Genomic DNA, 22,855 nt, shown 5'->3' on the forward strand with positions numbered 1-22,855 from the left:
GAAGACGTGAATCAGAAATATCTAAACTAGAGTCCGAAAAATCTAGCAAAGCCAAACACCAGCAAAAGTTTGCTGTTGTTCAAATGTCCAACCTCCCACGACCGGGGGGTACGCGAAGGTTGGAACCAATAATAATATTGGCACTGACATTCATCGACACACTATTGAGTTCTCAAAGAACACACGCACATGCGTCCACCGAACAAGTTATCGTGGGCTTCAGCAAGGCAACTGTTCCAGCCTAGCTCATGAACCGCGGGAAAGTCAATCGTAACCCTGGTCACATAGTTTCGGCTTCTGCCAGGCGCTCCCCGTACTACCTCGTTTCCCGGACCGCGCTAGTCTCTAAGAGAACCAGCCGCTCGGCACCGGGTTGGTGTCCGTGTCGCTCTGACTTCAACTAAGTTACGCCTCGGATAACGCTACGTCAAATGCCCAGGTCAGCGTCGCATCGCCGCAGGTCAGCGGGTTACGATTCGGCCTCGCGGAGGCCTAAGCCACGAGAATGTGACCCAGACCTCCGCGATTTCGTCAAGCTATCCGGCGCGCGCCAGCCATGTTCTTCTTGCCGCGACGCAGCACCAACCACTGTCCGTGCAGGTAGTCGGCATCGGCAGGCGTCCAGTCAACATCGCTAATGCGCTCGTTGTTCACCGAGGCACCGCCCTCGTTGACCGCGCGACGAGCCGCACCCCGACTGTCGGCGAGTCCCGTCGCAACAAGCAGGTCGACGATCGTATTCGGTTCTCCCGGAACGATTTCCGCGATTTTCCCGTCAACCGCGGTCTCCCGCAGCGCGGCGGCGAGCGTCGGTTCGTCCAGCCCGTGCAGGTCACCGCGACCGAACAGCGCCTGGCTCGCGAGCTCAACCGCGCGGGTGTTCGCTTCGCCGTGGACCAGCGTCGTCATCTCGGCAGCGAGGCGCTTCTGCGCTTCACGGGCGAACGGACGCTCGATCGTCGCCTGTTCCAGTTCGTCGAGTTCTTCGCGGCTGAGGAAGGTGAACCAGCGCAGGTACCGGACGACGTCGGCGTCGGCGGTATTCACGAAGTACTGGTACCAGGCGTAGGGGCTGGTGAGTTCAGGGTCGAGCCACAGGCTGCCGCCACCGGTCGACTTGCCGAACTTCTTGCCGTCGGCCGAGGTCACGAGCGGAACGGTGAGCGCGTGGACGTGTTCGCCATCAACGCGACGGTTGAGTTCGACGCCAGCGATGATGTTGCCCCACTGATCGGAGCCGCCGACCTGCAAGGTGCAGCCGTGTTCGCGACGCAACTGGAGGTAGTCGTTCGCCTGCAGCAGCATGTAGCTGAACTCGGTGTAAGAGATGCCTTCACCTTCAAGGCGACGCTTCACGGTGTCGCGCGCGAGCATCACGTTGACCGAGAAGTGCTTGCCGATGTCGCGCAGGAAGTCGACGGTCGACAGCGGGCCGGTCCAGTCCATGTTGTTGACGATGATCGCGCCGGTCGGCGAATCGTCGAGGTCAACGAAGCGTTCGAGCTGGGAGCGGATGCGGCCCGCCCATTCCGCGACGGTGTCGGTGGAGTTCATGCTGCGTTCGCCGACGTCACGCGGGTCGCCGATCAGGCCGGTCGCGCCGCCCGCGAGGACGATCGGGCGGTGGCCAGCACGCTGAAACCGCCGCAGTGCGAGCAGCGGGACCAGGTGGCCAGCATGCAAGCTCGCGGCGGTTGGATCGAATCCGGCATAGAGGGTCAGGGGCGCTTCGGCGGCGGCTTTGCGCAGCTCGTCCAGGTCGGTGGACTGCGCGATGAGGCCGCGCCAGGTCAGTTCGTCGAAGATGTCGCCAGTCACAGAGCGCTATCTTTCCGTATCCGTGTCGTGCGCCAACATCCCACCGGGTGTCGACGCACGACAACGATCGCCGGAGCGGTCTCCGGCGATCGTTAGTGGCGATCGAAGTGGCTTATCGACGCAGCAGCGCGGGGAGGCTGGCGCGGGATTCGTAGGCGATCCAGCTGAAGATCGCGGCGAGGACCAGCGGGAAGATGGCCATCCCGGGCGCGTTGGCGATGAAGGCCTGCGTCGCTGCGGCGAGCACGGTGAGGACAGCGAGGCCAATCGCGGCAAGTGCGCGCAGACGCGGGATCATGACGCCGATGCCGCCAGCGACCTCGGCGACACCGATGAACAGCAGCAGGCCGAGCGGGATGGTCAGGTTCGCCGGTGCGTTGTCCATGAGCACGTGCGGGATGACCAGCTTCGGTCCGCCTGAGGCGATGATGAAGAACAAGCCGAGCACGATCGAAAGGCCCGTGACGACGCGGCGGCGAACCTTGCTGGAGTTGACGGTGGTGGTGGACGCGGGGACGAATGCGGCGGTCATGATGTTTCCTCCTGGTGAGTCGCGCTTGGTGGGGTAGCGCGTTATCAGGTAGGACGTTGCCCGCGTGGAAAACTCATCGCCCGCGCGAAGAATTTTTCACCGAATCCGCTCGGGGACTTCGCCGATACGCCGACACCGACGGGGAATCGGGCAACCAGAATCGCCACGGCACGTCGGCGGCTGAGCTCACGCCAACGCGCGGTCCTTCGGCGATCTGCTCGGCGGGGATCGGTTCGCGCAGGTCAACGCGGATCGGCGAGAACGGGTCGAAGAGTTCGGTGCCGTAATCGTCGAAGGTGAAACCGAGCGCGCTGCCGACGTTGCCCGGGCCGCGCGCAAGGTCGACATCCGAGCGCGCGGCAGGGCGACGGGCCCGCGCCTCCTCATGCCCGGCGATGATCTCGCCCGCTCGCATTAGCACCCCCGACGCGGCACCGTCATATCCGCAGGTCACGTTCGCACAGACGTGAATCCCGTAGGACCGGTAGAGATAAAGCCGCCCAGCTGGCCCGAACATCGCGGCATTGCGCGCGGTCGGACCTGGCCACGAATGGGCGGCCGGGTCGGGCCACGGGCCGGTCGGGTCGCCGCCGTAGGCCTCAACTTCGACAACGCGCATCCCGACCGGGCCCGACCACACGACGCTGCCCAACAACCTGCGCGCGGCGGTCGGCGGATCGACCATCAGCTCTTCAGCGGTCACCGAGCCATTGTCGCCGATGACCGCGTCGGGCCTGGTCAGGCGTATGAGCTGTGTTCGCCCGCGCGCAGAATGGCTTTGTCGTCGGCGATCACGACGGCGAAGGCGAGACCGACGAGCGCGGCCAACTGGATCCACGCGACGGTGTAGACACCGAGCGGTGCCGTCGCGGCAACAACGACAGCGCCGATGAGCCGACTCCGCGCGCCCGGCAGTTTGAGTGTCGCGCGGAACCACGCCTGCCCAACGAAATACAGCGCGACGCCACCCGACAACGCCAGCGCGGCGGGCCAGCCAACCGATTCGTGCCCGTGCGCGATGCTCAGCGCGATGCCAGCCGAGGTCAGGATCACGCCGACGAGCAGCGGATAGAAGGCGTAGTCGTAGGCGACGAGCGCGGGTCGAACACGGTCGCTATCCGGAACGGCGGCAAGCGCGTGCTCACCACGTTCGTCGTCGAAACCGAAGTACGCCCACCACAGCACGTACGCGAGGCCGAGGCCAAGCGCGACCATCACGATGAGCCCGACGGTGATCGGCTCCCCCGCGAGCCCAACACCAAGCGCGACAACGGATTCACCAAGCGCGACGATGATCACCAGTCCATGCCGTTCACAGAAATGCGAAGCGCGAACAACGAAACCGCCCGCATCGACGAGATACGGCGTCGCGATTTGCAGCGCGAACGCCGCCGCCCACAACCCGTATTGCGCGACTCCATGCACGAGACCGCCCGCAAGCACCAACCCTGCCGACAACGCGTTGAGCGGCCCAATTCGCCGGATCGCCAAGCTGGCCGACGCTCCGCCCGCCGACGCGAAAAGCGCGGTATGTACTCCGGTGACCAGCGCGTACCCAACACCGAACGCGACGCCGCCGCCGTGGAACGCGTTCGGCACGGCAAGCGCGAGCACGAAGAACGCGAACATGCCGATCAGCAACCAGGTGCGCCGCGCCGAACTGCTTGGCGCGACCTCATTGGTGAGCCAGACGTACCCGCCATACATCCACCAGATCGGCCCGAACATCACCGCGATCTGCACGACGGCGGTAGGCCCTGGATGATGCACGAACACGTGCGCGAGCTGGGTGATGGTGAAAACCGCCAAATCCTAGGTCGCCGGTGGCGCGCGTGCGGAGTGGCGACGTCGGCTCAGGGTGGGAGACCGGGGTCGAAATCGGGGCTTCGCCCGATGTGGACGGACCGCGATTCTTCGTACCGTCGCCGCATGGCTTTGTCTCTTCGTCACGTTCGGCGTGTTCTGTTCGGTGTGGGCGCTGTCGCGTTGACGTTCGTGGTGGTTGTCAGCGGCATCGTGACGTGGGTATACGCGAGCGCCGATATATCCACCGTTGGCACAACGGATTTTGGCCGCACCCTCAACATTCCGCCGCTCGCCACGTCGACCGTCGAACCGGACGGAACCCGCGCCTTCGACCTCCAAATGCAGTCGGGTACAACAGAATTCAACTCTGGGACGCAGGCACCGACGTCGGGTTTCAACGGAAGCTACCTGGGCCCAACGCTGCGCGCCGAGCGTGGCGAGAAGGTGCGCGTGCGGGTGCGCAACAACCTGACCGAGTCGTCGTCGGTGCATTGGCACGGCATGCACCTGCCCGCAAGAATGGATGGTGGCCCGCACCAGATGATCGAGCCAGGAGCCACGTGGACGCCGGAATGGACTGTCGCGCAGCCTGCTTCGACGCTCTGGTACCACCCGCACCCACACGGTGCGACCGAGGACCATGTCCGTCGTGGGTTGGCTGGGTTGTTTCTCGTTGACGACGCCGCGGCGTCGTCGCTTCCGCTGCCACGCGACTACGGCGTCGACGACATTCCGCTGATCGTGCAGGACGTACGACTGCGCGACGGGCGCATCGACGAAACGCACGGGGCGTTTCGCGACGTTGGCTTCCTCGGCGACCAGCTCCTGGTCAATGGCACACTCGCGCCGCACCTCGACGTGGGTGACGAACTGGTTCGACTCCGGCTGCTCAACGCGTCAACGGCCCGCGTGCACAACTTCCACTTCGCCGATGACAAACCGTTCGCGTTTATCGCCACCGACGGTGGTCTGCTGCCACAACCGGAAACCATGACGGCCCTTCGTCTTTCGCCGGGAGAGCGCGCCGAGATTGTGGTGCGGATGCTGCCGGGCGAGCGGGCGGTGTTGCGTGACAGCGACGTCGACCTTGGCACGAACTTCTGGACAACGCGGTTTTCCGGTGGAGACGACCGCTTCGACGTGATGGAACTCCGCGCTGCCGCGCAGCTGCGGCCGTCGCCCGAGTTGCCAACCCACCTCGTTGCACCATCGACGCCCGACGGCTCCGACGTCGCCACCGAGCGTCATTTCTCGCTGACCTTCGGCAAGATCAACAACGCCGAGATGGCGATGGACCGCGTCGACGCGACGGTTGTCCGTGGAACGACCGAGAAATGGATCGTCCGCAACGACGACGGAACGCCCCACAATTTTCACGTTCATGACGTGCAATTTCGCGTCATCGACTATGCGGGCGCGCCACCGCCTGCCGAGCTGCGAGGCGCGAAAGACACCATCTATCTGCCGCCGAACACCACCGTCACGCTGGTGATGCGCTTCGACGGGCCATCCGACCCGAACACGCCCTACATGTATCACTGCCACCTGCTGTGGCATGAGGATCTTGGGATGATGGGCCAGTTCGTTGTTGTCGAGCCCGGCCAGTCGGCTGGCACGCCGACCGGCCACCACCACGCGAATTAGCCTTGGGCGCTGAGGAATTCGTGCTCGGTGTCGTCGACAACCGCGCGTGCCTCGTCCGCGAGGAGCACCGGGATGCCGTTGTCGATCGGGTATGCCACGCGCAAGCGCGGGTTGTAGAGCACCGCGTCGCCGGTCGCATCGGTGCGCGCGAGCAGCAGCGGGCCCTTATCTTGCGGGCATGCGAGCAGGCTGAGCAGGGTTGCGTCGATGGTGGTTTCGTGCGCCATGTCGTTCAACCTACCGCGGCCGGCGAAACGAGATGTAGCGGTGTCCGAAGAAGCTCACCACCGCGACGATGCCCATCACAACAACCGCCGACGGCGCGGCGGGCAAACCGAAACCGGTCACCGCGACCTCGACAAGCACCACATTGAGCAGCAGCCCGCCCGCGTTGACCCCGCAAAACGCGACGAAATCGCGCAGCACATGCCCGCGCACCCGAAAAACGAGCGTGCGATGCCCGACGAACGCGACGACCGTGCTCACCGCGTACGCCAAGACCATCGCGAGCCCGGGTCGCCCGTCGCCAAGTACGTGCAGCCAGAACACGGCGAGTGCCATGCCGAGCAGGGTGTTGAACCCGCCGACGATCGCGAACGCCAGTTCTTGGCGCTTGACGACTCGCAGCAGCGGGCCTGGGGTGTCAAGAACGGTTGTCATCGAGTCACGTCGGCGAGCGAGGAGTCCGGGATCGACTCGGCATCCGGTGCTTCACTCGAACCGCGTTCCGGGCGACGTCCACGCAGGTAGAGCCACTGGAACACCGCCAACCCGGCGAGCCCGGCGAGGATCGACGCGCCACCGATCTTCCAGCCCGGCGGTCGCCAGGTGAGTTCGAGGTCGCCGTCGCGCGTGCCCGCTGGGATGTCGATCGCGACGAAGCTCTTCGCGACTACCTTGAACGGCACGTCGTTGCCGTTGAGCGTCGCGCGGTACCCGGGCCAGCCGAGTCGCGCGAAGACAACGCGACCGCCGTTGTCGGAAGTGACCCGCACGCGACTTGTCGTGTCGGTTTCCGACACCGACACCGCGGTGCCGCCGTCGACGGCCGAAACGCGACCGTTGCGCGTCGAGATCAGCCCGCCTTCGCGTTCGAGGACCGAGATGTAGCGGTCGTGCCCGGGGTAGTCGACCCATTTCCAGCCAGCGGGCGGGTCCTGGGCGCGCGCGTCGGGGTAGAGCGCGTTGTGCAGTACGACCCGGTCGACATTCATCAGGTCGACAATCGGCTTGCCCGTCGACGGCTCGACGGCGAACGCGCGACGGAACGCGTCGGGGCACACGCTGGTGTCCCAGCGCATGCACAGCATCTCGCCGAAGTAGAAATGCCCGTTGGGCGTGTACCCGCTGACGTAGGTCTTCTCGACGTCCTTGGCGTAGTTGCCGAAGACGAGCGAACCGTACGCGCCGTCGACGGTGCGTTCGTTCGGCGGAATCAACGCGCGATCGCCAAGCTGCAACGTGGTGCCCGCGAAGTCGGGGAACGCGGCTTTCGCCTCAGCGCGATCGCTGGGCAGGTTCCAACTCATCGGCGTCGGCTGCGCACGCGCGACCTGGACGTAGGCGATCGGGAACACCGCGACAATCGCGAGCGCGACAGCGGCGGTTGTCCCCTTGTTCAGCCCAAGCCACACGACACCAGCGGTCAACGCGAGCAACGCGACGGCGGCGATAACGTGCGCGAGCACGTTATGCGGGTCGGCCGAGAACGACCGAATCCACAGCAACCCGATCAGCACCGCGGCCGCGATCGCGCGCCCACGCCACTCCTTCACGGTCGCGAATCGACCAAGCAGCACGCAGACAAGCACGAGCAATCCAAGCGCGACCATCGGTAGCACGCGCGCGGGCCAGCGCAGCGGACCGATCGTGCCCGGCCCAGCCGTCCACATCAACGCCGCGATCGCGAACAGGCCGATGCCGCTGAACTCTCGCCACGCCTTGCGCGCTTCGGCCCAATCGATAAAGGCGAGCGCGGGGATGAGGAACCACGCGATGTAGACAACCGGCAATGGCTGGACGTAGCCCCACCACGAACTGAACGCGGGCAACGTCGACGGCAAACTCGCGTTCAACGATTCCGACCACGGCACGGTGAGGAACTGGTCGTTGTTGATCTGCGCGGTGCCACGCCAGGTGACCTTGGCCGACAACATGCTTGGCAGATAGGTCGCCATGCCAGCGAGCGCGGCGAACGCCGACACCGCGAGCAGTCGCGCTGCGGGCTGCCATTTGCGCTGGTAGATCCACTCGCCAACCGCGACAGCGCCAATCATCAGTCCGGCCTCAGCGGCCGGGAAGATGTACTGCACGGAAATGGCAAGGTACAGAAAGAGGAACACCGGAATCGGGCTGCTCTTGCCGCGCGCGTATCGCACGCCCGACGCCCACGCGTGCACGAGCCACGCGGTGCCGGTGAAGGCGGTCATCCAGCTCGCGGAATCGAAGAAAAGTAGCCAGCCGGTGAACGGAATCGACACGCCACCAAGGGCGGCCCACTGCACGCGCGAGCCGTAGGCAAGGCAAATTCGGTACACGCCAAGGCCAAGGATGATCGCGAAGATCAGCTTCACGACCGTCGCGTAGAGCACAAGGTTGTCGAACGAGGGCGCGAGGAAGTCGATGAGCAGCTGCGGCGGATTCAGCAGACCAGCTTCTTCGATCGAATAGTTGCCCGCCATCCAATGCTCGGGAACAAGCACGGGCAGGTCACCGTCGCGCAGCCGCCGCCCGAGCATCACCCAGAGCGGAACGTACTGCGATTCAGTGTCATCGGTGTAGAAGTGCCGGACGTTCGCCAGCAGAACCGCGCCATAGCCCGCGATCACCCCAAGCGAAGTGATCAAGCCCCACAGGTACACGGAACGACGGGAAGGGGTTCTACTTTCCACCACGAGCACCAGACCCTACAGGCAACAGCGCGGGTCGGCATCGTCGCACTCACCTGCGGCAAACAGTCGCTCCGCCACGCCGCATACGGCCATATTCCGGTGTTAAAGTGCGCTGACCCCTTCCAGCCAAGAAAGTCGACGATGCCGCCCAATTCCGCACCCTCGTCCTCCCCCAGCACGGTCGCGCCATCGGTGGTCGCGCCCGCGCGCGCTGGTTCGAGTCCGGTGCATTCGGTGTCGGTTGTTGTTCCGGTTTATCGCGGTGAGGAAACCATCGCCGCGCTCGTCGCTGAATTGGCGCGACTCACCGGGCCATCCACCTCGACGGGCGGCGCGCGTTTCGCGGTTGAGGAGATCATCCTCGTTCACGACAACGGCCCCGACCGATCCGATGTTGTGCTCAAGGAATTGGCGAGCAGCTACCCGCAGGTGCGCCCGGTGTGGTTGAGCCGCAACTTCGGCCAGGACGCCGCGACCATCGCGGGCATGGCCGCCGCCCAGGGCGACTGGATCGTCACGATGGACGAGGACGGTCAGCACGACCCCGCGTTCATCGCCGACTTCCTCGACGCCGCGCTGTCGTCACGCGCGGACCTTGTTTATTCGAAGCCGACGAACACGCGCCCGCACGGCCTGTTGCGCAACGTCACCTCGCGCGGCGCGAAAATCGTGCTCGCGACCGTGTTCGCGTTCCCAGACTCAACGCGATTTGAAAGTTTCCGCCTCATCCGTGGCGACATCGGCAGGCAGCTCGCCGAGGTGGCGGCCAACGGCGTGTACCTCGACGTCGCGCTCACCTGGGTCGTCGGCAACGCCGTGCAGGTGCCGGTTGTGTTGCGCGCGGAAGGTCGCGACGAGTCGGGCTACAACTACCGTCGCCTGTTCTCCCTGTTCTGGAAAATGGTGCTGTGCAGCGGCACCCGTGGCCTGCGGCTCGTGAGCATGCTTGGCGTCAGCCTCGCGCTCGCGGGCGTGATCATGGCTGGCGTGGTGATCGTTTCCGCGATCACCGGCGACCATAACGATCCCGAAGGCTGGGCGTCGATCATCGTCGTGCTGCTGCTGTGCTCGGGTGCCATCTTGTTCTCACTTGGCCTCATCGCCGAGTACCTCGGGGTCGCGCTGCACATTCTGGTCGGCAAACCGCTGTACCTCACTGTGCAAACGCCCACTCCGCGCCCGGATACGATAGCCGCGCACCATCGCATCGACGCCGCGGTGGGCCAAGCAGTCGCGACGGAGAAGGGCCCACACGAGTGACCGACCGCATCATCTTCAGCAGGCCATTCCGGTCGGCCGCCGAGCGCGACAACTTGATGGCCGTGCTCGACTCCGACCACTCGCACGGTGACGGTCAATTCACGAAGTCGGCAACCGCGAAGATCAAGCAGATCACCGGTTCGCCGAGCGCGTTACTCACCACCTCGTGCACGCACGCGCTCGAATTGTCCGCGCTGCTCCTGGAATTGGGCCCCGACGACGAGGTCATCGTCCCCAGTTTCGCGTTTACCTCAGCCGCGACGGCGATGGCGTTGCGTGGCGCGACGTGCGTCTTCGTCGACATCGACGAGTCGACCGGCAACATCGACCCCGAAGCTGCCGCCGCGGCCATCACTCCGCGCACCAAAGCGATCCTGGTGATGCACTACGGCGGCGTCGGTGCCGATATGGAAGCGCTGCTCGCGCTGGCGAATGCGAACGGCATCGCGCTCATCGAAGACAACGCGCACGGCCTTGGCGGCACGTGGCGCGGTCAGGCGCTTGGCACGATCGGCACGATGGGAACGCAGAGTTTCCACGACACGAAGAACGTGCATTGCGGCGAAGGCGGCGCGTTGCTGCTTTCCGACGAGATTTTGATGAGTCGCGCCGAGATCATGCGCGAGAAGGGCACCGACCGCGCGCGATTCCTGCGCGGGCAGGTCGACAAGTATTCGTGGCAGGACATCGGATCCAGTTATCTGCCAAGCGAATTGAACGCCGCCGTTCTCGACGCGCAGCTCGCTGAGTTCGACACCATTCAGTCCGAACGCCATCGCGTGTGGAACACCTACGCCACCGCGCTGCCCGACTGGGCCGCGCGCAACGACGTGCGACTGATGCACGTGCCCGACGATCGTGGGCACACCGCGCACCTGTTCTACCTGCAACTGCCGAACGAGGACAGCCGCGACGGGCTCATCGCGCACCTCTCGGCGCGGGGCATCGTCGCGCCGTTCCACTACATCCCGCTCGACTCGAGCGCCGCCGGGTTGAAGTATGGCCGCACGCCGGTGCCGTGCACGCGCTCGGCGAATTTCTCGGCGACGATTCTGCGCTTGCCGCTGTGGCCGATGTTGTCGGAGGCGCAGCTTGGTCGCGTTGTTGACGCGGTTACGGAGTACCAGGTCTAACTGCTTTAACGCGAAACGTCCGCTCGATCACCAGGATCGGGCGGACGTTTTCGTTAAGCATTGTCGGGACCTGCCCCGGCGCGCGGCAGGGTCAGTCGACCGCGTACAGCTCGGCGGCCAGCTCCGGCGTGAGTTCCTCGTACGCGTCGTGGTCGCGGTGGTAGAACCACGTCGTCGGGCCCGGGGTCGGGTTGCCCAACGCCTGGACCGCGCTCGATGACGGGCGGAAGCTCGCGCTGCGCGGGATCTCGTCGACGACCCACACCACGTCGGGCCGCTGGTCGGGGTCGAGTGCGCGCAGCGCTTCGGTGACGTCTTGGGCGGAGATGCTGAACCCACTGCGGACGCTCACCGCGGCGACAGCGAGCGTCACGTCACCGATCGGCAGCCCGTACGCCACTTCCATGTCGACGGGCGTGATGTCGTTGAGCACGTCGGTGATCGGCTGGGTGAAAATCGGGCCGCGCGGGGTGATGATTACCGTGTCGCGGCGGTCGACGAGCCAGTAGTCGCCGTCGCTGTCGCGGCGGAACAGGTTCTCCGTCGGCCACCACGCGTCGCCCTGTTCAAAGACTCCACGCAACCCACCGTCGGAAATGTCGCCAGCGTCAACGGCTTTGCCGAGCAGCAGGCCCGGCTCGTTGTCGGCGCTGCGCAGCGCGAAACCGTTGTCGCCCACCAGGATTTGCTCGCTGACCGGGTCATAGGCGACGAGTTCCACCCGCGCGGTGCCAGGCACGGGCCGCCCCTTCGCGCCGATCTTCGCGCCCGTGACATTCGCGAGCACAACGTCGCCGTCGATGGAGGCGTAAAACTCAAGCACCCGCGCAGGCGCGAACTGTTCGATGGTGCGTCGCCACAGCCCCGCCGGCATGCCCGACCCGATGAACAGGCGAATCGGATGCGCGTGTCCGGCCGGAAACACTTGGGCGTCAAGGAGATCGCGCACCATCGTCCACGTGTAGGTGACGACGGTGACGCCGTAGCGATGCACTTCCTCGGCAAAGCGACTGGGGTCGAATTCGGTCGACCGGGCGAGCGCGATACGCGACCCACCAGCGACCGCACCGCCGAGACTCACCAACAGCCCCGAAGAATGATGCAGCGGCGCAAGGCAATACACGGTGTCGCGACGGTCGAGGTCGGCCGCGCTCGCGGTGCCGAACGCCGAGAGCGCCCACCGGTGGTTGGTGATGTATTTGGCTTCCAGCCGGTCGCCGCTGCCGATCACGAGCACGAACGCGAGCTCACGCGCCAAGCCCGGGTTGGGCCGGTACCAGGCGGGAACGCGGACGAGGTCGGGGTCGATTTGCTCAAGGTCGATTACCCGGTCGCTGGTCGGCAACGCGAGCGCGCGCTTGTCGCCGCCGCCGAGTACCAGCGCGCGTTTGCCGGTAGCGGCAACGTCGACGAGGTGTTCGGGGTCGGTGATGACGGTCTTCACGCCGGTCAGGTCGAGCGAACGCGCGAGGTCGGGACCGGGCGCGAGCAACACCGCGACCGCACCCAACCGCGACAGCGCCGACACCGCGGCGAGCGCGCTCGGTCGAGTGCCCATGACGACGCCAACGCGCGTCGCTGGCCGAATACCAACCGAGATCAGCCCGCGCACCACATTGTCGATGCGCGTGTTGACGGCCGCATGCGTGTGCACGCGATCGTCGAAGAGGAACAGGTCTTTGTTCGGCGCGCGACGTGCCTGTTCGCGCAGCAGCTTGCCGAGCGAGATGCGGGTGTGCGGCTGGATCATGCCGAGTCGGGTGAGTCGCGGCAGGGCACGCGCGGCCTCCCCCGCGATTTCGACCGAACCGCGAATCGTGTTGCCCGCCACGCCTTCTAACGCTTTGCCAACGCCCGCGCCGGCTTCGGCGAGGCTCGCGGCGGCGTGAATCACGCGCGTCGCCGCGGTGCGTGGCGCGTTCGACGTGGTCTCGGGGCTCATCGCGACGATCGGGTCGGGCAGCACGCCGTCGCCGTTGTGCCAGTCGATCCACTTCGCGACAAGCGGCCACGTCTGCTGCGTTGCCGTCGAGCCAGCGACCAGCCCGAAGTGCCCGGCGACCAGGCTCGCCTCGTACACCTCAGCATTGGGCGCGGCACGCACGATGCCACGCACTGCGGCGGGCTGACCGATGTCGTCAACCTCGCCGAGGAACGCGAGGATCGGGCACTTGAGTTCGGCGAGCGAAACCGGGTGGTCACGAATGATAAAGCCGCCCAACATCATTCGGTTGTGCGCGACGAACTGCTTCAACAGGTCGGCGACAGCGGGACCTGAATACCCAACCCAGCCTTCGCTATTGAGGAATCGGCGCTGACGTTCCTTGGGCAGCAACGCTTCTCGGTCGTGGAGCTGCATAAGAAAGTCGATGCGTGACTTAGCGGTCTTCACCGGGTCAAGCAGCTGGAAGCCAATGCGCACCATCGATTCGGTGATCGGCAGGTGCGGCATCACATGGTCGGCGAGGAAATCAGCGACGTCGGACACGATGCCGTAGGGCAGCCCGAACGGCATGCCAGCGACGATGTCGACGGGGCTGCCGAAGGTGACGATCGACGCGACGCCCTTGCCATACCGGTAGGCGGCGGTTTGATAGGCGAACATGCCGCCCTGCGAGTACCCCATCAGGTGCACCTGCGCGCCGGTGGCGGCGGTGACGGTGTCAATCGCCGAATCGATGGCAAGCACGTGGTCGGCGAGGTCGCGTTCCCAGCCGCCCTCTTCGGTGGCTGGTGAGCCGAAATCGATGACCCAGCAATCGATTCCAGCCGCATGCAGAATGCCGACAGCACCGCCAGCGGCGTTCACGTCCCAAATATCGGCGTTGACCATCAGCGGCGGCACAAGCAACGCGACCGGGCGACCCGGGGTCGTATCGTCCGGGAAGTAATGCCGCAGCCGATACATCCGCTTGCGTTCAACAACCTCAAAGGGCGACGACTCGACGTCGTGGCTCAACCCGCCGAAGCGAACCACTTCCAGGCCGTTCTGCGCGGTCGCCAACAACCGCTGCACCGAACCGACCATGCCCTTTGGACTGATATCCACGTTCCCACCTGGCCCTACTGCTTATAGTGACACACCTCACACACCCCGATGTGCTCATATGAGCTAACCACACCGTGCCTCTATTATGTGTCCCGTGTGACACGCCGCATGTTCGGGCGGTCTATGCCGCATTTCCTCGGCCGGTGCGACGGGAGCCACTGTCGCCCCTCTTTCGCATGGATGCGCATATCTCTATGTGGTGATGGCCCGTTTCCTTGGCGAAATCACAGCATCGCCACAGCGTGAGAACAGGACGGTCGACCAGGCTTGACCGCACAGCGAAGGGGTCCCGGCGTTGCGAACGAAGTGAGGCGACGATGGTCGAACTGGAGATCAACGACAACGACAACACTGTGTCTGTCCACGTGCTCGGCAGTCACCGTCTGCTCGCGCTGCGCCAGCAGGCCAGCTTCGATCGCGACGCGGTCGTCAGCATCGTTCCCGCCGAAGTCGACCTGCGTCCGCCGTGGGTCCGCGCGCCCGGCACGTTCCTGCCCGGCGTTATCGCCGCTGGCGTTTTTCGAGGTAAGGGCCGTCGCGAATTTTGGGACACGAAGTTCGGCGGCAACGCGGTGCAAATCGACTTAGCACCGGGCGGCGATTTCACGCGCTTGGTCGTTGATGTCGACAATGTCGACGCCGTCATCCGTGAACTCGCCCCGCATTCAGCGGCGGCCTGACCGCTCCCCCAGCTCGTAATGGGCGAGCGCACCCGTGTACGGCTTGGGCAGTGGCGATGCGAATTCGCCCCTGCCCGATTTTCGTAGTCCCAGCGTCACCAGCGACTGCACGGTCAGCGTCGCCGCGGCGACCCCGTCAACGACTGGGACGCCGATGTCGTCGGAAATTCTCGCGCACAGGGTGGCCATCCCCGCACAGCCGAGCACGACCGCGTCCGAACCGTCCTGTTCGACGGCCTGTCGGCATGCTTGGGTCACCACGGCACGCGCGCGCGGGTCGGTTTCCAACGCGAGTACCGGCAGTTCGCAAGCGTGCACGCCCAGGCAAAACCGATCCATCCCATAGCGTTCGGCAAGGTCACGGGCGCGGCCCATCGTTCGGGCGAGCGTGGTGACCACGCTGAACCCGCGCCCGAGATGGCTCGCGGTGTGCATCGCCGCTTCCGCGATGCCGAGCACCGGACCGGTGGCGAGTTCGCGTGCCGCGTCGAGCCCCGGGTCGCCGAAGCACGCGATCACGTACCCGTCGACGCCGTCGGCTTCACCTTGCTGAATCGCGGTGAGCAGGCCGGGCACGCTCAGCGCTTCGTCGTAGTGACTTTCGATCGAAGCCGGTCCGGTCGGTGACGTGACCGCGTCGAGCAGTGTGCCCGGCGCGATCACGGCCTTGGCACACTGCTCGATTGCGAGCGTCATCGACCGAGTGGTGTTGGGGTTGACCACTCGGATGCGCATTTACGGTTGCACCGCCGCGCGCTTGGCACCGGTGAGCAGGTAGTACACGGCAAAGCCGATGCCGCAGCCGATAAACCAGCTGTACTGGGCCGCGGTGTGCATGCCGTAAATGCTGTTGGCAAGCACCGGGAATACCGCGATGGCCGCACCGATAATCGTCGCGATAATCGCGGCGGGGTGGTAGCCCTTCGTGTAGTAGTAGGCGCCGGTTGTTGAGCGGGTGAACAGATCGTCGACGATCACCTTTTGCTTGCGCACCAGGTAGAAATCGCAGATCAGCACGCCGAACAGTGGGCCGATAAAGGCACCGAGCACTTCGAGGGTGTAGTGGATGACGTCGGGATTGTTGTAGAGATTCCACGGCGTGATGAGCACTGAACCGACTGCCGCGATCATGCCGCCGGCACGCCAACTAATGCGCTGGGGACTCACATTCGAGAAGTCGAACGCGGGCGAAATGAAGTTGGCGACGATATTGATGCCGATGGTCGCGATCGTAAAAGTCAACGCGCCCAACAGAATAGCGAAGGTGGAATCGATCTTGGCGACGGTCGCGACCGGGTCCGTGATCAATTCGCCGTAAATCGGGACGGTAAGCGAAGCGGTGACAACAACGAGCAGGGAGAACGCGAGGAAGTTCACCGGCAGACCAAGCAGATTGCCGCGTTTGACCGCCGCGAAGCTCTTGCCGTAGCGCGAAAAGTCGCCGAAATTGAGCATGGGGCCAGAGAAGTAGGAGACGACGAGCGCGATCGCGCCGAGCATCACCGGAACCGAGTCCCAGCCGGTGTATTTCACCGCGCCGAGGTTGAGGTCGATGGCGCTCCAGCCCGCTTTGGCGATGAGGTAGCCGCACAGCAGGAACATCACGACGTAGACGGCGGGACCGCAGAAATCGATGAACTTGCGAATCGAATCCATGCCGCGCCAGAAGACGCAGGCCTGAATGACCCAGAGCGCGAGATAGCTACCCCAGCCGAGCAGGGAAAGGCCGAGGAATCCGTAGTCGGCGGTGACCGCGTAGGGCGCGAGGCCGGGGAACAGTTTCACCAACACAACATCGAGTGCGGCCGAAGCAAGGAATGTTTGAATGCCGTACCAGGCCACCGCGATTAATCCGCGAATAATCGCGGGCACATTCGCACCGAGTACACCGAACGCACTGCGACAGATCACCGGATAGGGAACGCCGGTGAGTTGGCTCGGTTTAGCGACCAAATTGCAGAGGAAGTACACGATCGTGATGCCGATGAGCAGCGCGGCGAGTACCTGCCAACTGGCCAGACCAAGGGCGAAAAGGCTTCCGGCAGTGACGTATCCGCCGACGCTGTGCACATCCGACATCCAGAACGCGAAGATGTTGTAGGTGCCCCACTTTTGATCTTTCAGCGGAGCGAGATCCGCATTCGTGAGACTGGGATCGTAAGCTGGGGGTTCCGGCGCGGAAATCCCCGCCGATGAGGTAATGGTGTCGGTCATCGCACTTCCCAATCCGAGGGCAAATCAAGCTGCCCTGAGGGTAAGTATCAGCCGTTTCCTCGTGATTGCTCGTGAATTTCTCGACTATTGCGGCGAAGATATATGTTCCGGGGCGAGCAGGCCGGTATCGGTTGGGAGGGTGGCGATGACCGATTCTAGTCGGCGATGATGCAGGTCGGCAGCGGCGAGCAGTGCGTCGACATCGCGGGCGAGGAAAGCTTCGAGCAGCAAAAGGTGGTCAGTGTGCAGACTTTCGCGGTCGCTACGGTCGATATGCACCATCGATTGCACGGGTTCGGTGACATTCCACGCGGTTTCGAGCATGTGGAGTAGCCGGTGCATGCGCGATGGTCGGGTGAGGGCAACGTGGAAACGGCGCGATTGGCGGTGGTAGGCAACGGGGTCGTCGTTGAGGATGGCGCGTTCGAGGAGGTCGTTGACCTCGCGGAGGTGGTCGCGATCGTCGTCGTCGGCCGCGAGTGCGGCGGCGGCAAGCGACGCGGTTTCGAGGGTGTCGCGCACGATATACATTTCGCGCAACTCTTGGACGGTGAGCTGGGCCACCTGATAGCCGTGTTGTTGCCGGTGCGTCACGAGCCCTTCGCCGATGAGCGTTTTCAGTGCTTCACGCACCGGAATGTGGCTCACCCCAAAGAGTTCCGACACCTCACGCAGCGGAATGACGGTGGTTGGCGGGACCGCTCCGTCGAGTATCACGCGGCGCAATTCGCCTAAGATGCCTTGCGGACGGCCCGGCTGGTCGACCACCAGTCTCGCGAGCAACGCTGATCGTCGTCTTGATGACATGCACAGATGCTATGGCGGAAGTATTGCGGCCGGACTGCTTGATGTGACAGTTAGGAAACGCTCCCAGAACCGACCGGTCCGATGTGCGGGCGGGAGGTGGCATGCTCGAATGATGGGAGTTTCGACAGCGCAAGTGGTTGACCGTCGGTTCGTCAGCCTGGTTACGGTCTTTGACCGATTGTTCCGCAAACCGGGTCACGGCGGTGGAGCGCTCGCGGTGTACTTGCGTGGTGAGCCCGTCGTTGACGTGTGGGCTGGGTACGCGAGCCCCGGTGTTCCGTGGACGAGCGACAGTGTCGCGCTGGGGTTTTCGACGGGCAAAGGTGTCGCTTCGACGGTGATTCACCAGTTAGTCGAACGTGGTCAGCTCGATTACGCCGAGCCCGTCGCCACGTACTGGCCGGAGTTCGCCGCGGCGGGCAAGGAGCACATCACTGTCGCTGATCTGCTCACCCATCGCGCGGGGTTGCATCGGTTGCGTGGGCTGTTACCGGGCGCGACGGACCGGTTTTTCGACGACGCGTCGGTCACGGCCGCACTCGCGGCGGCAACGCCCGACCCCCGCCATCGGACGACGAGCGGGTATCACGGCATCAGTTACGGCCACCTTGCCGCCGAACTGGTGCGTCGCGTGACGGGGCGTGAGTTCACCGAGGTCGTGCGTACCGAACTCGCGGAACCTCTTGGTGCGGAAGAACTTTGGTTTCGCGTGCCCGTGTCCGAACGTCACCGCATCGCGACCATGTTCCCTCGGTTGAAGGCGGCGGGCATGGATTGGGACACCGGCTCCGACCTGTTGACCCGCACCCGCTTCGCCGCGGCAGCGGAGACGACGCCGCGCGGTTTCGCCGACCTGATGGCCGACCCGCGCATCCACGATTCGGTGATGCCGGGCGTGAACGGGGTGTTTTCGGCGCGCGCGTTGGCGCGGGTGTACGGGGCGTTGGCTAATGGCGGCGTGCTAGGAGACACGCGAATCCTCAACGCGGACACCATCACTCGCGCGGCGACCCGTCAGGTTTTCACGCCCGACTACGTGCTCGCGTCGTTCCGCGTCCCGTGGGCGCTCGGCTACCACGGTGTGCCGATGAAGCCGTCGAAGCGCGACCCGATCTCGGCTTTCGGCCACTTCGGCCTTGGCGGTTCGGGCGCGTACGCGGACCCCAAAACGGGACTGTCGCTGGCATTCGTGACGAACCGATTGGGCGGCAAACTGACCCCGTTGGGCGATGCGAGGTTGACGCGATTGAGCATGGTCGCCGACCACATCGCGCGGGGTGCGGCCGCCGAGTGAGGCTCGGCCCCTCGCGCCTCGGCCCGTCAACGTCCTAGGGCTGGCAGCATGGGCGCATGGAGTCCGTGACGCTCGACGACATCGAAGCGGCCGCCGCGCGCATCGCGCCGGTGGTGCGGCGTACGCCGACGGTGGAGTCGCGGGTGCTGTCCGACCGGGTCGGCGCGCCCGTCCTGCTCAAGTGTGAGAACTTGCAGCGCACGGGGTCGTTCAAACCGCGTGGGGCTTATAACCGCATCGCGAATCTGTCGGCGGACGAGCGCGCGCGAGGCGTTGTCGCGGCGAGTGCGGGCAATCACGGGCAAGGGGTCGCGTGGGCAGCGACCGAATTGGGAACGGCGTCAACGGTTTTCATGCCGTTGGGCGCTTCGCTGCCGAAGCTCGTCGCGACCCGCGCTTACGGCGCCGACGTGCATCAGGTTGGCCACACCGTTGACGAAGCCCTCATTGCCGCAAGGGAATTCGCCGACCGCACCGGCGCGACACTCATCCACCCGTTCGACCACCCCGACATCGTCGCTGGCCAGGGCACCGTCGCACTGGAAATCCTGGAACAGGTGCCTGACGTCGCGACGGTCGTCGTCCCAACCGGCGGCGGCGGGCTTCTCGCTGGGGTCGCCGCGGCGATGCACGCCCTCGCCCCGCATGTCCGGGTAATCGGAGTGCAGGCCGCCGACGCCGCCGCATGGCCCAGTTCGCTCGCGGCGGGCGCGCCGACCGCGTTGCCGAAAATGGCGACCATGGCCGACGGCATCGCGGTCGGCCTGCCCGGCGCGGTCCCCTTCGCCGAGGTCGCCGCGTTGGGCACCGAGATCGTGACCGTCGACGAGGACGCGCTCGCGAAAGCGCTGGTCCTGAGCTTGGAACGCGCCAAACTGGTGGTCGAACCGGCGGGGGCGGCAGGAGTCGCCGCGTTACTCACGCACGCGATTCCCAATCTGGAAGGCCCGGTCGTCGCGATCCTGTCGGGCGGCAACATCGACCCGCTGCTGCTCACGCGCGTGATCGGTCACGGCCTGAGCGCGGGCGGTCGCTACCTCGAACTGCGCGTGACGATCGCCGACCGCCCAGGCGCGCTGTCGGCCCTGCTCGCGGTAGTTGGCGCGGCCGAGGCGAGCGTGGTCGACGTGTCCCACTCCCGCACCGCGTCAACCCTGGCAGTCGACGAGGTAGAGGTCTCCCTCACCCTAGAAACCCGAGGCCCCGCGCACCGCGACGAAGTACTAAAAACGTTGCGGGACGCGGGATTTGGCGTGCGCGCGGAGCCCTAGCAACCCTGGCGGTAGACGCGGTCGAGGTCTCCGGCCTGGCAGGTTGGGCTATGTGGCAGATCCGTGTTGGGCCGACTGTTTCATCAGGCGGATCGCCAAGAGCGCAATCCATGTGCCGCAGACGACGAGCCCGATCCGTTCGATGAGCCCTGCGGGTCCTCCGTCCACCAATTTGGCGACGAGGGCGAAGGCGAGGTAAGAGCCCGCGATCAGCAGTCCGGATACCTTCGAATATGTGGACCAGCCGAGGTTTCCGAGTTTCGCGTCACGTCGCGCCAGCACGAAGCACGCCGCGGTCAGCGAAGAGAACTGAACGAGGCCGAGCAGACTGTGGACGGCGCCGTGCACGGTCAACTCCTCTGATGCGCCAAGCGGGTAACCCAGCGACGGGTCGGGCAGGATCGGTCCGATCGCGACGAAGGTGAGGCCGTAGACGCACAGCAGTACGGGGACCCAGGTGGATCCGGGTCCTCGCAAGAGCCGCCATTTCGCCCCAACGGTGAAGGCGAGCAGGAGCGCTCCGGTAACGATGTAGTTGGTGATCTGCATCCACCCGCCGGGCCCCAGTTCGAGGTTGCTGTCGGGCACAACGAGGGCGTTGTAGTCGGGGCGTATCGCCCCAAGGACGAGTAGGACACTGATGTTGAGCAGCGGAGCGATGATGCCGCAGGCCAGCAGTATTGGCGTCGCCGCTGACAGCTGTCCCGTATTTCGTGCCGTGGTCTTACGGCTGAGAGTGTCGGTCACGACACACGTCCTCTCGTCGTCGATCGGGGTGGAGTCTCGGGTTGCCTTCTGCTCGTCGGCCGCACCCGAGGTGGACACCACTATCGACCGATCGGCCGCCCCGGAGATTGGAAAAATGTTCCCCACGCCCGGTACCGCTCCAGGGCGATGACAGGCAGATTGCCCGCGTGCAGTGCCCCCGGTGTGCGATCCGCGAAGATCGCCATATCCCGGGACAGATGCGCCTGATCGGTGTACCCGCACACCGCAGCGACGTCGGCGGCGGGGCGGCCCGCCAGCAAACCCACGACCGCGCACCGGAAGCGGACCAGCATCGCTGCCCGCTTGGGTGTCAGTCCGATCTGGGATTCGAACCTCGCCCACAGCCGTTTACGGCTCCATCCGAGGGATTCGGCGAGCTCGCCGACCTTCACCTGGCCGCCGGAGGCGAGTATGTGGTGCCAGGCGGCGATCACCTCGGGATCAAGCGTCCGCGTCGGCCGGTCGCGCTGCGCCAGAAACGATGTCGTCAACGCGAACCGTTCCTCCCAGGACCGCGCGGCCGCGAGTCGCTCCCGTAGTCGCTGGACTTGCGATCCCCACAACTCGTCCAACGGGACAACGCCTTGGCCCAGGTCGGTCGCGGCCACACCCAGCAGAGCGTGTGCCTGGATCGGTGACAAACGAACCTCAACGCACTCGGCATGCCTTGTGCGGATGCGCGTGGCAGTAAGGGGGAGCCCGACGACGAAACCGCCCGATACCTGACGTCCGTCGTCGTCGCCGACGATCAGTTCGGCGCCCCCGAACTCGATCACCACGGCGACCGCCGTCGTCGCGGCAACGCGCAAGTCCAACCCGGTGCCGCCCACGTCGCGGTATCCGATCATCGCGGCACCCGATCGTGCGGCAGCGGACGGACCAGCGAAGTCCCAGCCAGAACCGGGCCCGTGGTTAGGGCTTGTCGTTTTGCTGCGGGGCACGAGGTTCACTGCTGTCGGCTGCCTGATCGTTTCTCGGCGGCATCGAGCGCCGGAGCGAGTGGTGCGAGTGAGGTGCGTAGTAGGTCCGGCAACGCGCCGGACGGCACGACGAGTCCGCTGCTCGCCGGGGAAGTCATGGCGGGCCGCAACCATTGTTGGAGGGCGACACGAACCGCGGCGGCCACGCAGGCCGCGAGCACGCGGGCGGTATGCGGGTCGGTGTCTCCGAGGCGTTCGGCGATAGCCTCGGTGAGGGGATATTCGATCGCGGTGGCGGCGTGAACAAATGCGTCACGTAGTGCTGGATGGGTGGTGATCAGCAGCAGCGCGTCGCGCCCGGACTCGCTCTGTGTCGTGTACTGATCCACGATCGCGTCGATGACAGCATCTGCGAGACGCCCGGTGGCGGACCGGGCGGCCACTGCCGCCGCGACCCGTGTTTCCCGCTCCGCGGTGACGGCGGCGACGATCGCCTGTTCGCGGCTGGAGAAGTAGTTGTTGTAGGTCCGCGGTGAGACGCCGGCGGCCTCGGCGATGTCGTCGACGCGCACGTTGTCCGGCCCGCGCTCGAGCGCCAGCCGAAGCGCCGCCTCCCGCAATGCCTCCCGGGTGGCCTGCTTCTTCTGTTCGCGCAGCCCTTTCCGTTGTGTCACGGTCTCAGTATCGCATCACTGAGTGCGTGCACGAAAATTTGCGTGCGCGCAATTTTTTCCTCTACTCTGGCGGCCATCTGCCCTAGCACCAAGG

20 protein-coding genes are annotated in these 22,855 nt (G+C 65.2%); 6 read left to right on the forward strand and 14 right to left on the reverse strand.

Translation table 11 applies throughout. The features are described from left to right. Nucleotides 1-531 precede the first annotated feature (531 nt). The 4 genes from tyrS to IEX78_RS21995 form a co-directional block, all read right to left on the reverse strand. Complete coding sequence (gene tyrS / locus IEX78_RS21980; RefSeq protein WP_188830961.1) at nucleotides 532-1,818, reverse strand: tyrosine--tRNA ligase; 1,287 nt, start codon at nucleotides 1,816-1,818, stop codon at nucleotides 532-534. Nucleotides 1,819-1,930: 112 nt separating this feature from the next. Then, nucleotides 1,931-2,350 (reverse strand): DoxX family protein, encoded by a 420-nt coding sequence (locus tag IEX78_RS21985; RefSeq protein WP_188830962.1) that lies wholly within the window; start codon nucleotides 2,348-2,350, stop codon nucleotides 1,931-1,933. Nucleotides 2,351-2,423: 73 nt separating this feature from the next. Beyond that, nucleotides 2,424-3,053 carry a DNA-3-methyladenine glycosylase gene (locus IEX78_RS21990; RefSeq protein ID WP_188830963.1) on the reverse strand — a complete coding sequence of 210 codons (630 nt, stop codon included), beginning with the start codon at nucleotides 3,051-3,053 and terminating at the stop codon, nucleotides 2,424-2,426. 35 nt (nucleotides 3,054-3,088) lie between these two features. Continuing rightward, nucleotides 3,089-4,159 carry a low temperature requirement protein A gene (locus IEX78_RS21995; RefSeq protein WP_188830964.1) on the reverse strand — a complete coding sequence of 357 codons (1,071 nt, stop codon included), beginning with the start codon at nucleotides 4,157-4,159 and terminating at the stop codon, nucleotides 3,089-3,091. A 120-nt stretch (nucleotides 4,160-4,279) separates the two neighbouring features. Between IEX78_RS21995 and IEX78_RS22000 the strand changes: the two genes are divergently transcribed. After that, complete coding sequence (locus tag IEX78_RS22000; protein WP_188830965.1) at nucleotides 4,280-5,800, forward strand: multicopper oxidase family protein; 1,521 nt, start codon at nucleotides 4,280-4,282, stop codon at nucleotides 5,798-5,800. Here the strand turns inward: IEX78_RS22000 and IEX78_RS22005 are convergent. Genes IEX78_RS22005 through IEX78_RS22015 form a run of 3 tightly spaced genes read right to left on the reverse strand, consistent with a single transcriptional unit; the run spans nucleotide 5,797 to nucleotide 8,691 of the window. Continuing rightward, nucleotides 5,797-6,027, reverse strand: coding sequence for a Trm112 family protein (locus IEX78_RS22005; protein WP_188830966.1), 231 nt, complete (start codon nucleotides 6,025-6,027; stop codon nucleotides 5,797-5,799). The two genes, IEX78_RS22000 and IEX78_RS22005, sit on opposite strands and share 4 nt — an antisense overlap. Before the next feature lie 10 nt (nucleotides 6,028-6,037). Further along, entirely contained in the window at nucleotides 6,038-6,460 is a 423-nt protein-coding gene (locus IEX78_RS22010; protein ID WP_188830967.1) for a GtrA family protein, read from the reverse strand. Continuing rightward, entirely contained in the window at nucleotides 6,457-8,691 is a 2,235-nt protein-coding gene (locus IEX78_RS22015; protein WP_229684234.1) for a glycosyltransferase family protein, read from the reverse strand. Before IEX78_RS22015 ends, IEX78_RS22010 begins: the two co-directional genes overlap by 4 nt. A 225-nt stretch (nucleotides 8,692-8,916) precedes the next feature. Between IEX78_RS22015 and IEX78_RS22020 the strand changes: the two genes are divergently transcribed. Both IEX78_RS22020 and rffA read left to right on the forward strand, forming a co-directional pair. After that, nucleotides 8,917-9,951 (forward strand): glycosyltransferase, encoded by a 1,035-nt coding sequence (locus IEX78_RS22020; RefSeq protein WP_229684260.1) that lies wholly within the window; start codon nucleotides 8,917-8,919, stop codon nucleotides 9,949-9,951. Further along, on the forward strand, nucleotides 9,948-11,084 hold the full coding sequence (rffA, locus tag IEX78_RS22025) for a dTDP-4-amino-4,6-dideoxygalactose transaminase (protein WP_188830969.1): 1,137 nt from the start codon (nucleotides 9,948-9,950) through the stop codon (nucleotides 11,082-11,084). Before IEX78_RS22020 ends, rffA begins: the two co-directional genes overlap by 4 nt. A 91-nt stretch (nucleotides 11,085-11,175) precedes the next feature. Here rffA and IEX78_RS22030 read toward each other — a convergent pair whose 3' ends face one another. After that, nucleotides 11,176-14,112 (reverse strand): AMP-binding protein, encoded by a 2,937-nt coding sequence (locus IEX78_RS22030; RefSeq protein ID WP_188831124.1) that lies wholly within the window; start codon nucleotides 14,110-14,112, stop codon nucleotides 11,176-11,178. Nucleotides 14,113-14,450: 338 nt separating this feature from the next. Between IEX78_RS22030 and IEX78_RS22035 the strand changes: the two genes are divergently transcribed. Further along, on the forward strand, nucleotides 14,451-14,813 hold the full coding sequence (locus tag IEX78_RS22035) for a hypothetical protein (RefSeq protein WP_188830970.1): 363 nt from the start codon (nucleotides 14,451-14,453) through the stop codon (nucleotides 14,811-14,813). On the opposite strand, the gene IEX78_RS22040 is transcribed toward IEX78_RS22035, so the two are convergent. The 3 genes from IEX78_RS22040 to IEX78_RS22050 form a co-directional block, all read right to left on the reverse strand. Then, entirely contained in the window at nucleotides 14,799-15,548 is a 750-nt protein-coding gene (locus tag IEX78_RS22040; RefSeq protein WP_188830971.1) for an aspartate/glutamate racemase family protein, read from the reverse strand. The two genes, IEX78_RS22035 and IEX78_RS22040, sit on opposite strands and share 15 nt — an antisense overlap. Continuing rightward, the gene (locus IEX78_RS22045; protein ID WP_188830972.1) at nucleotides 15,549-17,027 is read right to left on the reverse strand and encodes an NCS1 family nucleobase:cation symporter-1; all 1,479 of its coding nucleotides are present in this window, start codon (nucleotides 17,025-17,027) and stop codon (nucleotides 15,549-15,551) included. Between the two features lie 84 nt (nucleotides 17,028-17,111). Further along, entirely contained in the window at nucleotides 17,112-17,834 is a 723-nt protein-coding gene (locus IEX78_RS22050) for a GntR family transcriptional regulator (RefSeq protein ID WP_188830973.1), read from the reverse strand. A 112-nt stretch (nucleotides 17,835-17,946) separates the two neighbouring features. On the opposite strand from IEX78_RS22050, the gene IEX78_RS22055 reads away from it, so the two are divergent. Both IEX78_RS22055 and ilvA read left to right on the forward strand, forming a co-directional pair. Beyond that, entirely contained in the window at nucleotides 17,947-19,128 is a 1,182-nt protein-coding gene (locus tag IEX78_RS22055; protein ID WP_188830974.1) for a serine hydrolase domain-containing protein, read from the forward strand. Between the two features lie 56 nt (nucleotides 19,129-19,184). Beyond that, nucleotides 19,185-20,399, forward strand: coding sequence for a threonine ammonia-lyase (gene ilvA, locus IEX78_RS22060; protein WP_188830975.1), 1,215 nt, complete (start codon nucleotides 19,185-19,187; stop codon nucleotides 20,397-20,399). Between the two features lie 48 nt (nucleotides 20,400-20,447). Here the strand turns inward: ilvA and IEX78_RS22065 are convergent, their stop codons facing one another. The 3 genes from IEX78_RS22065 to IEX78_RS22075 form a co-directional block, all read right to left on the reverse strand. Then, on the reverse strand, nucleotides 20,448-21,146 hold the full coding sequence (locus IEX78_RS22065) for a DUF998 domain-containing protein (RefSeq protein WP_188830976.1): 699 nt from the start codon (nucleotides 21,144-21,146) through the stop codon (nucleotides 20,448-20,450). A gap of 80 nt (nucleotides 21,147-21,226) precedes the next feature. Then, the gene (locus IEX78_RS22070) at nucleotides 21,227-21,997 is read right to left on the reverse strand and encodes a helix-turn-helix domain-containing protein (RefSeq protein ID WP_229684236.1); all 771 of its coding nucleotides are present in this window, start codon (nucleotides 21,995-21,997) and stop codon (nucleotides 21,227-21,229) included. Between the two features lie 116 nt (nucleotides 21,998-22,113). Beyond that, complete coding sequence (locus IEX78_RS22075) at nucleotides 22,114-22,761, reverse strand: TetR/AcrR family transcriptional regulator (RefSeq protein WP_188830977.1); 648 nt, start codon at nucleotides 22,759-22,761, stop codon at nucleotides 22,114-22,116. Between the last annotated feature and the right edge of the window lie 94 nt (nucleotides 22,762-22,855).

This window comes from Nocardia camponoti, assembly GCF_014646135.1.
In the GTDB taxonomy this organism is placed as follows: domain Bacteria; phylum Actinomycetota; class Actinomycetes; order Mycobacteriales; family Mycobacteriaceae; genus Nocardia; species Nocardia camponoti.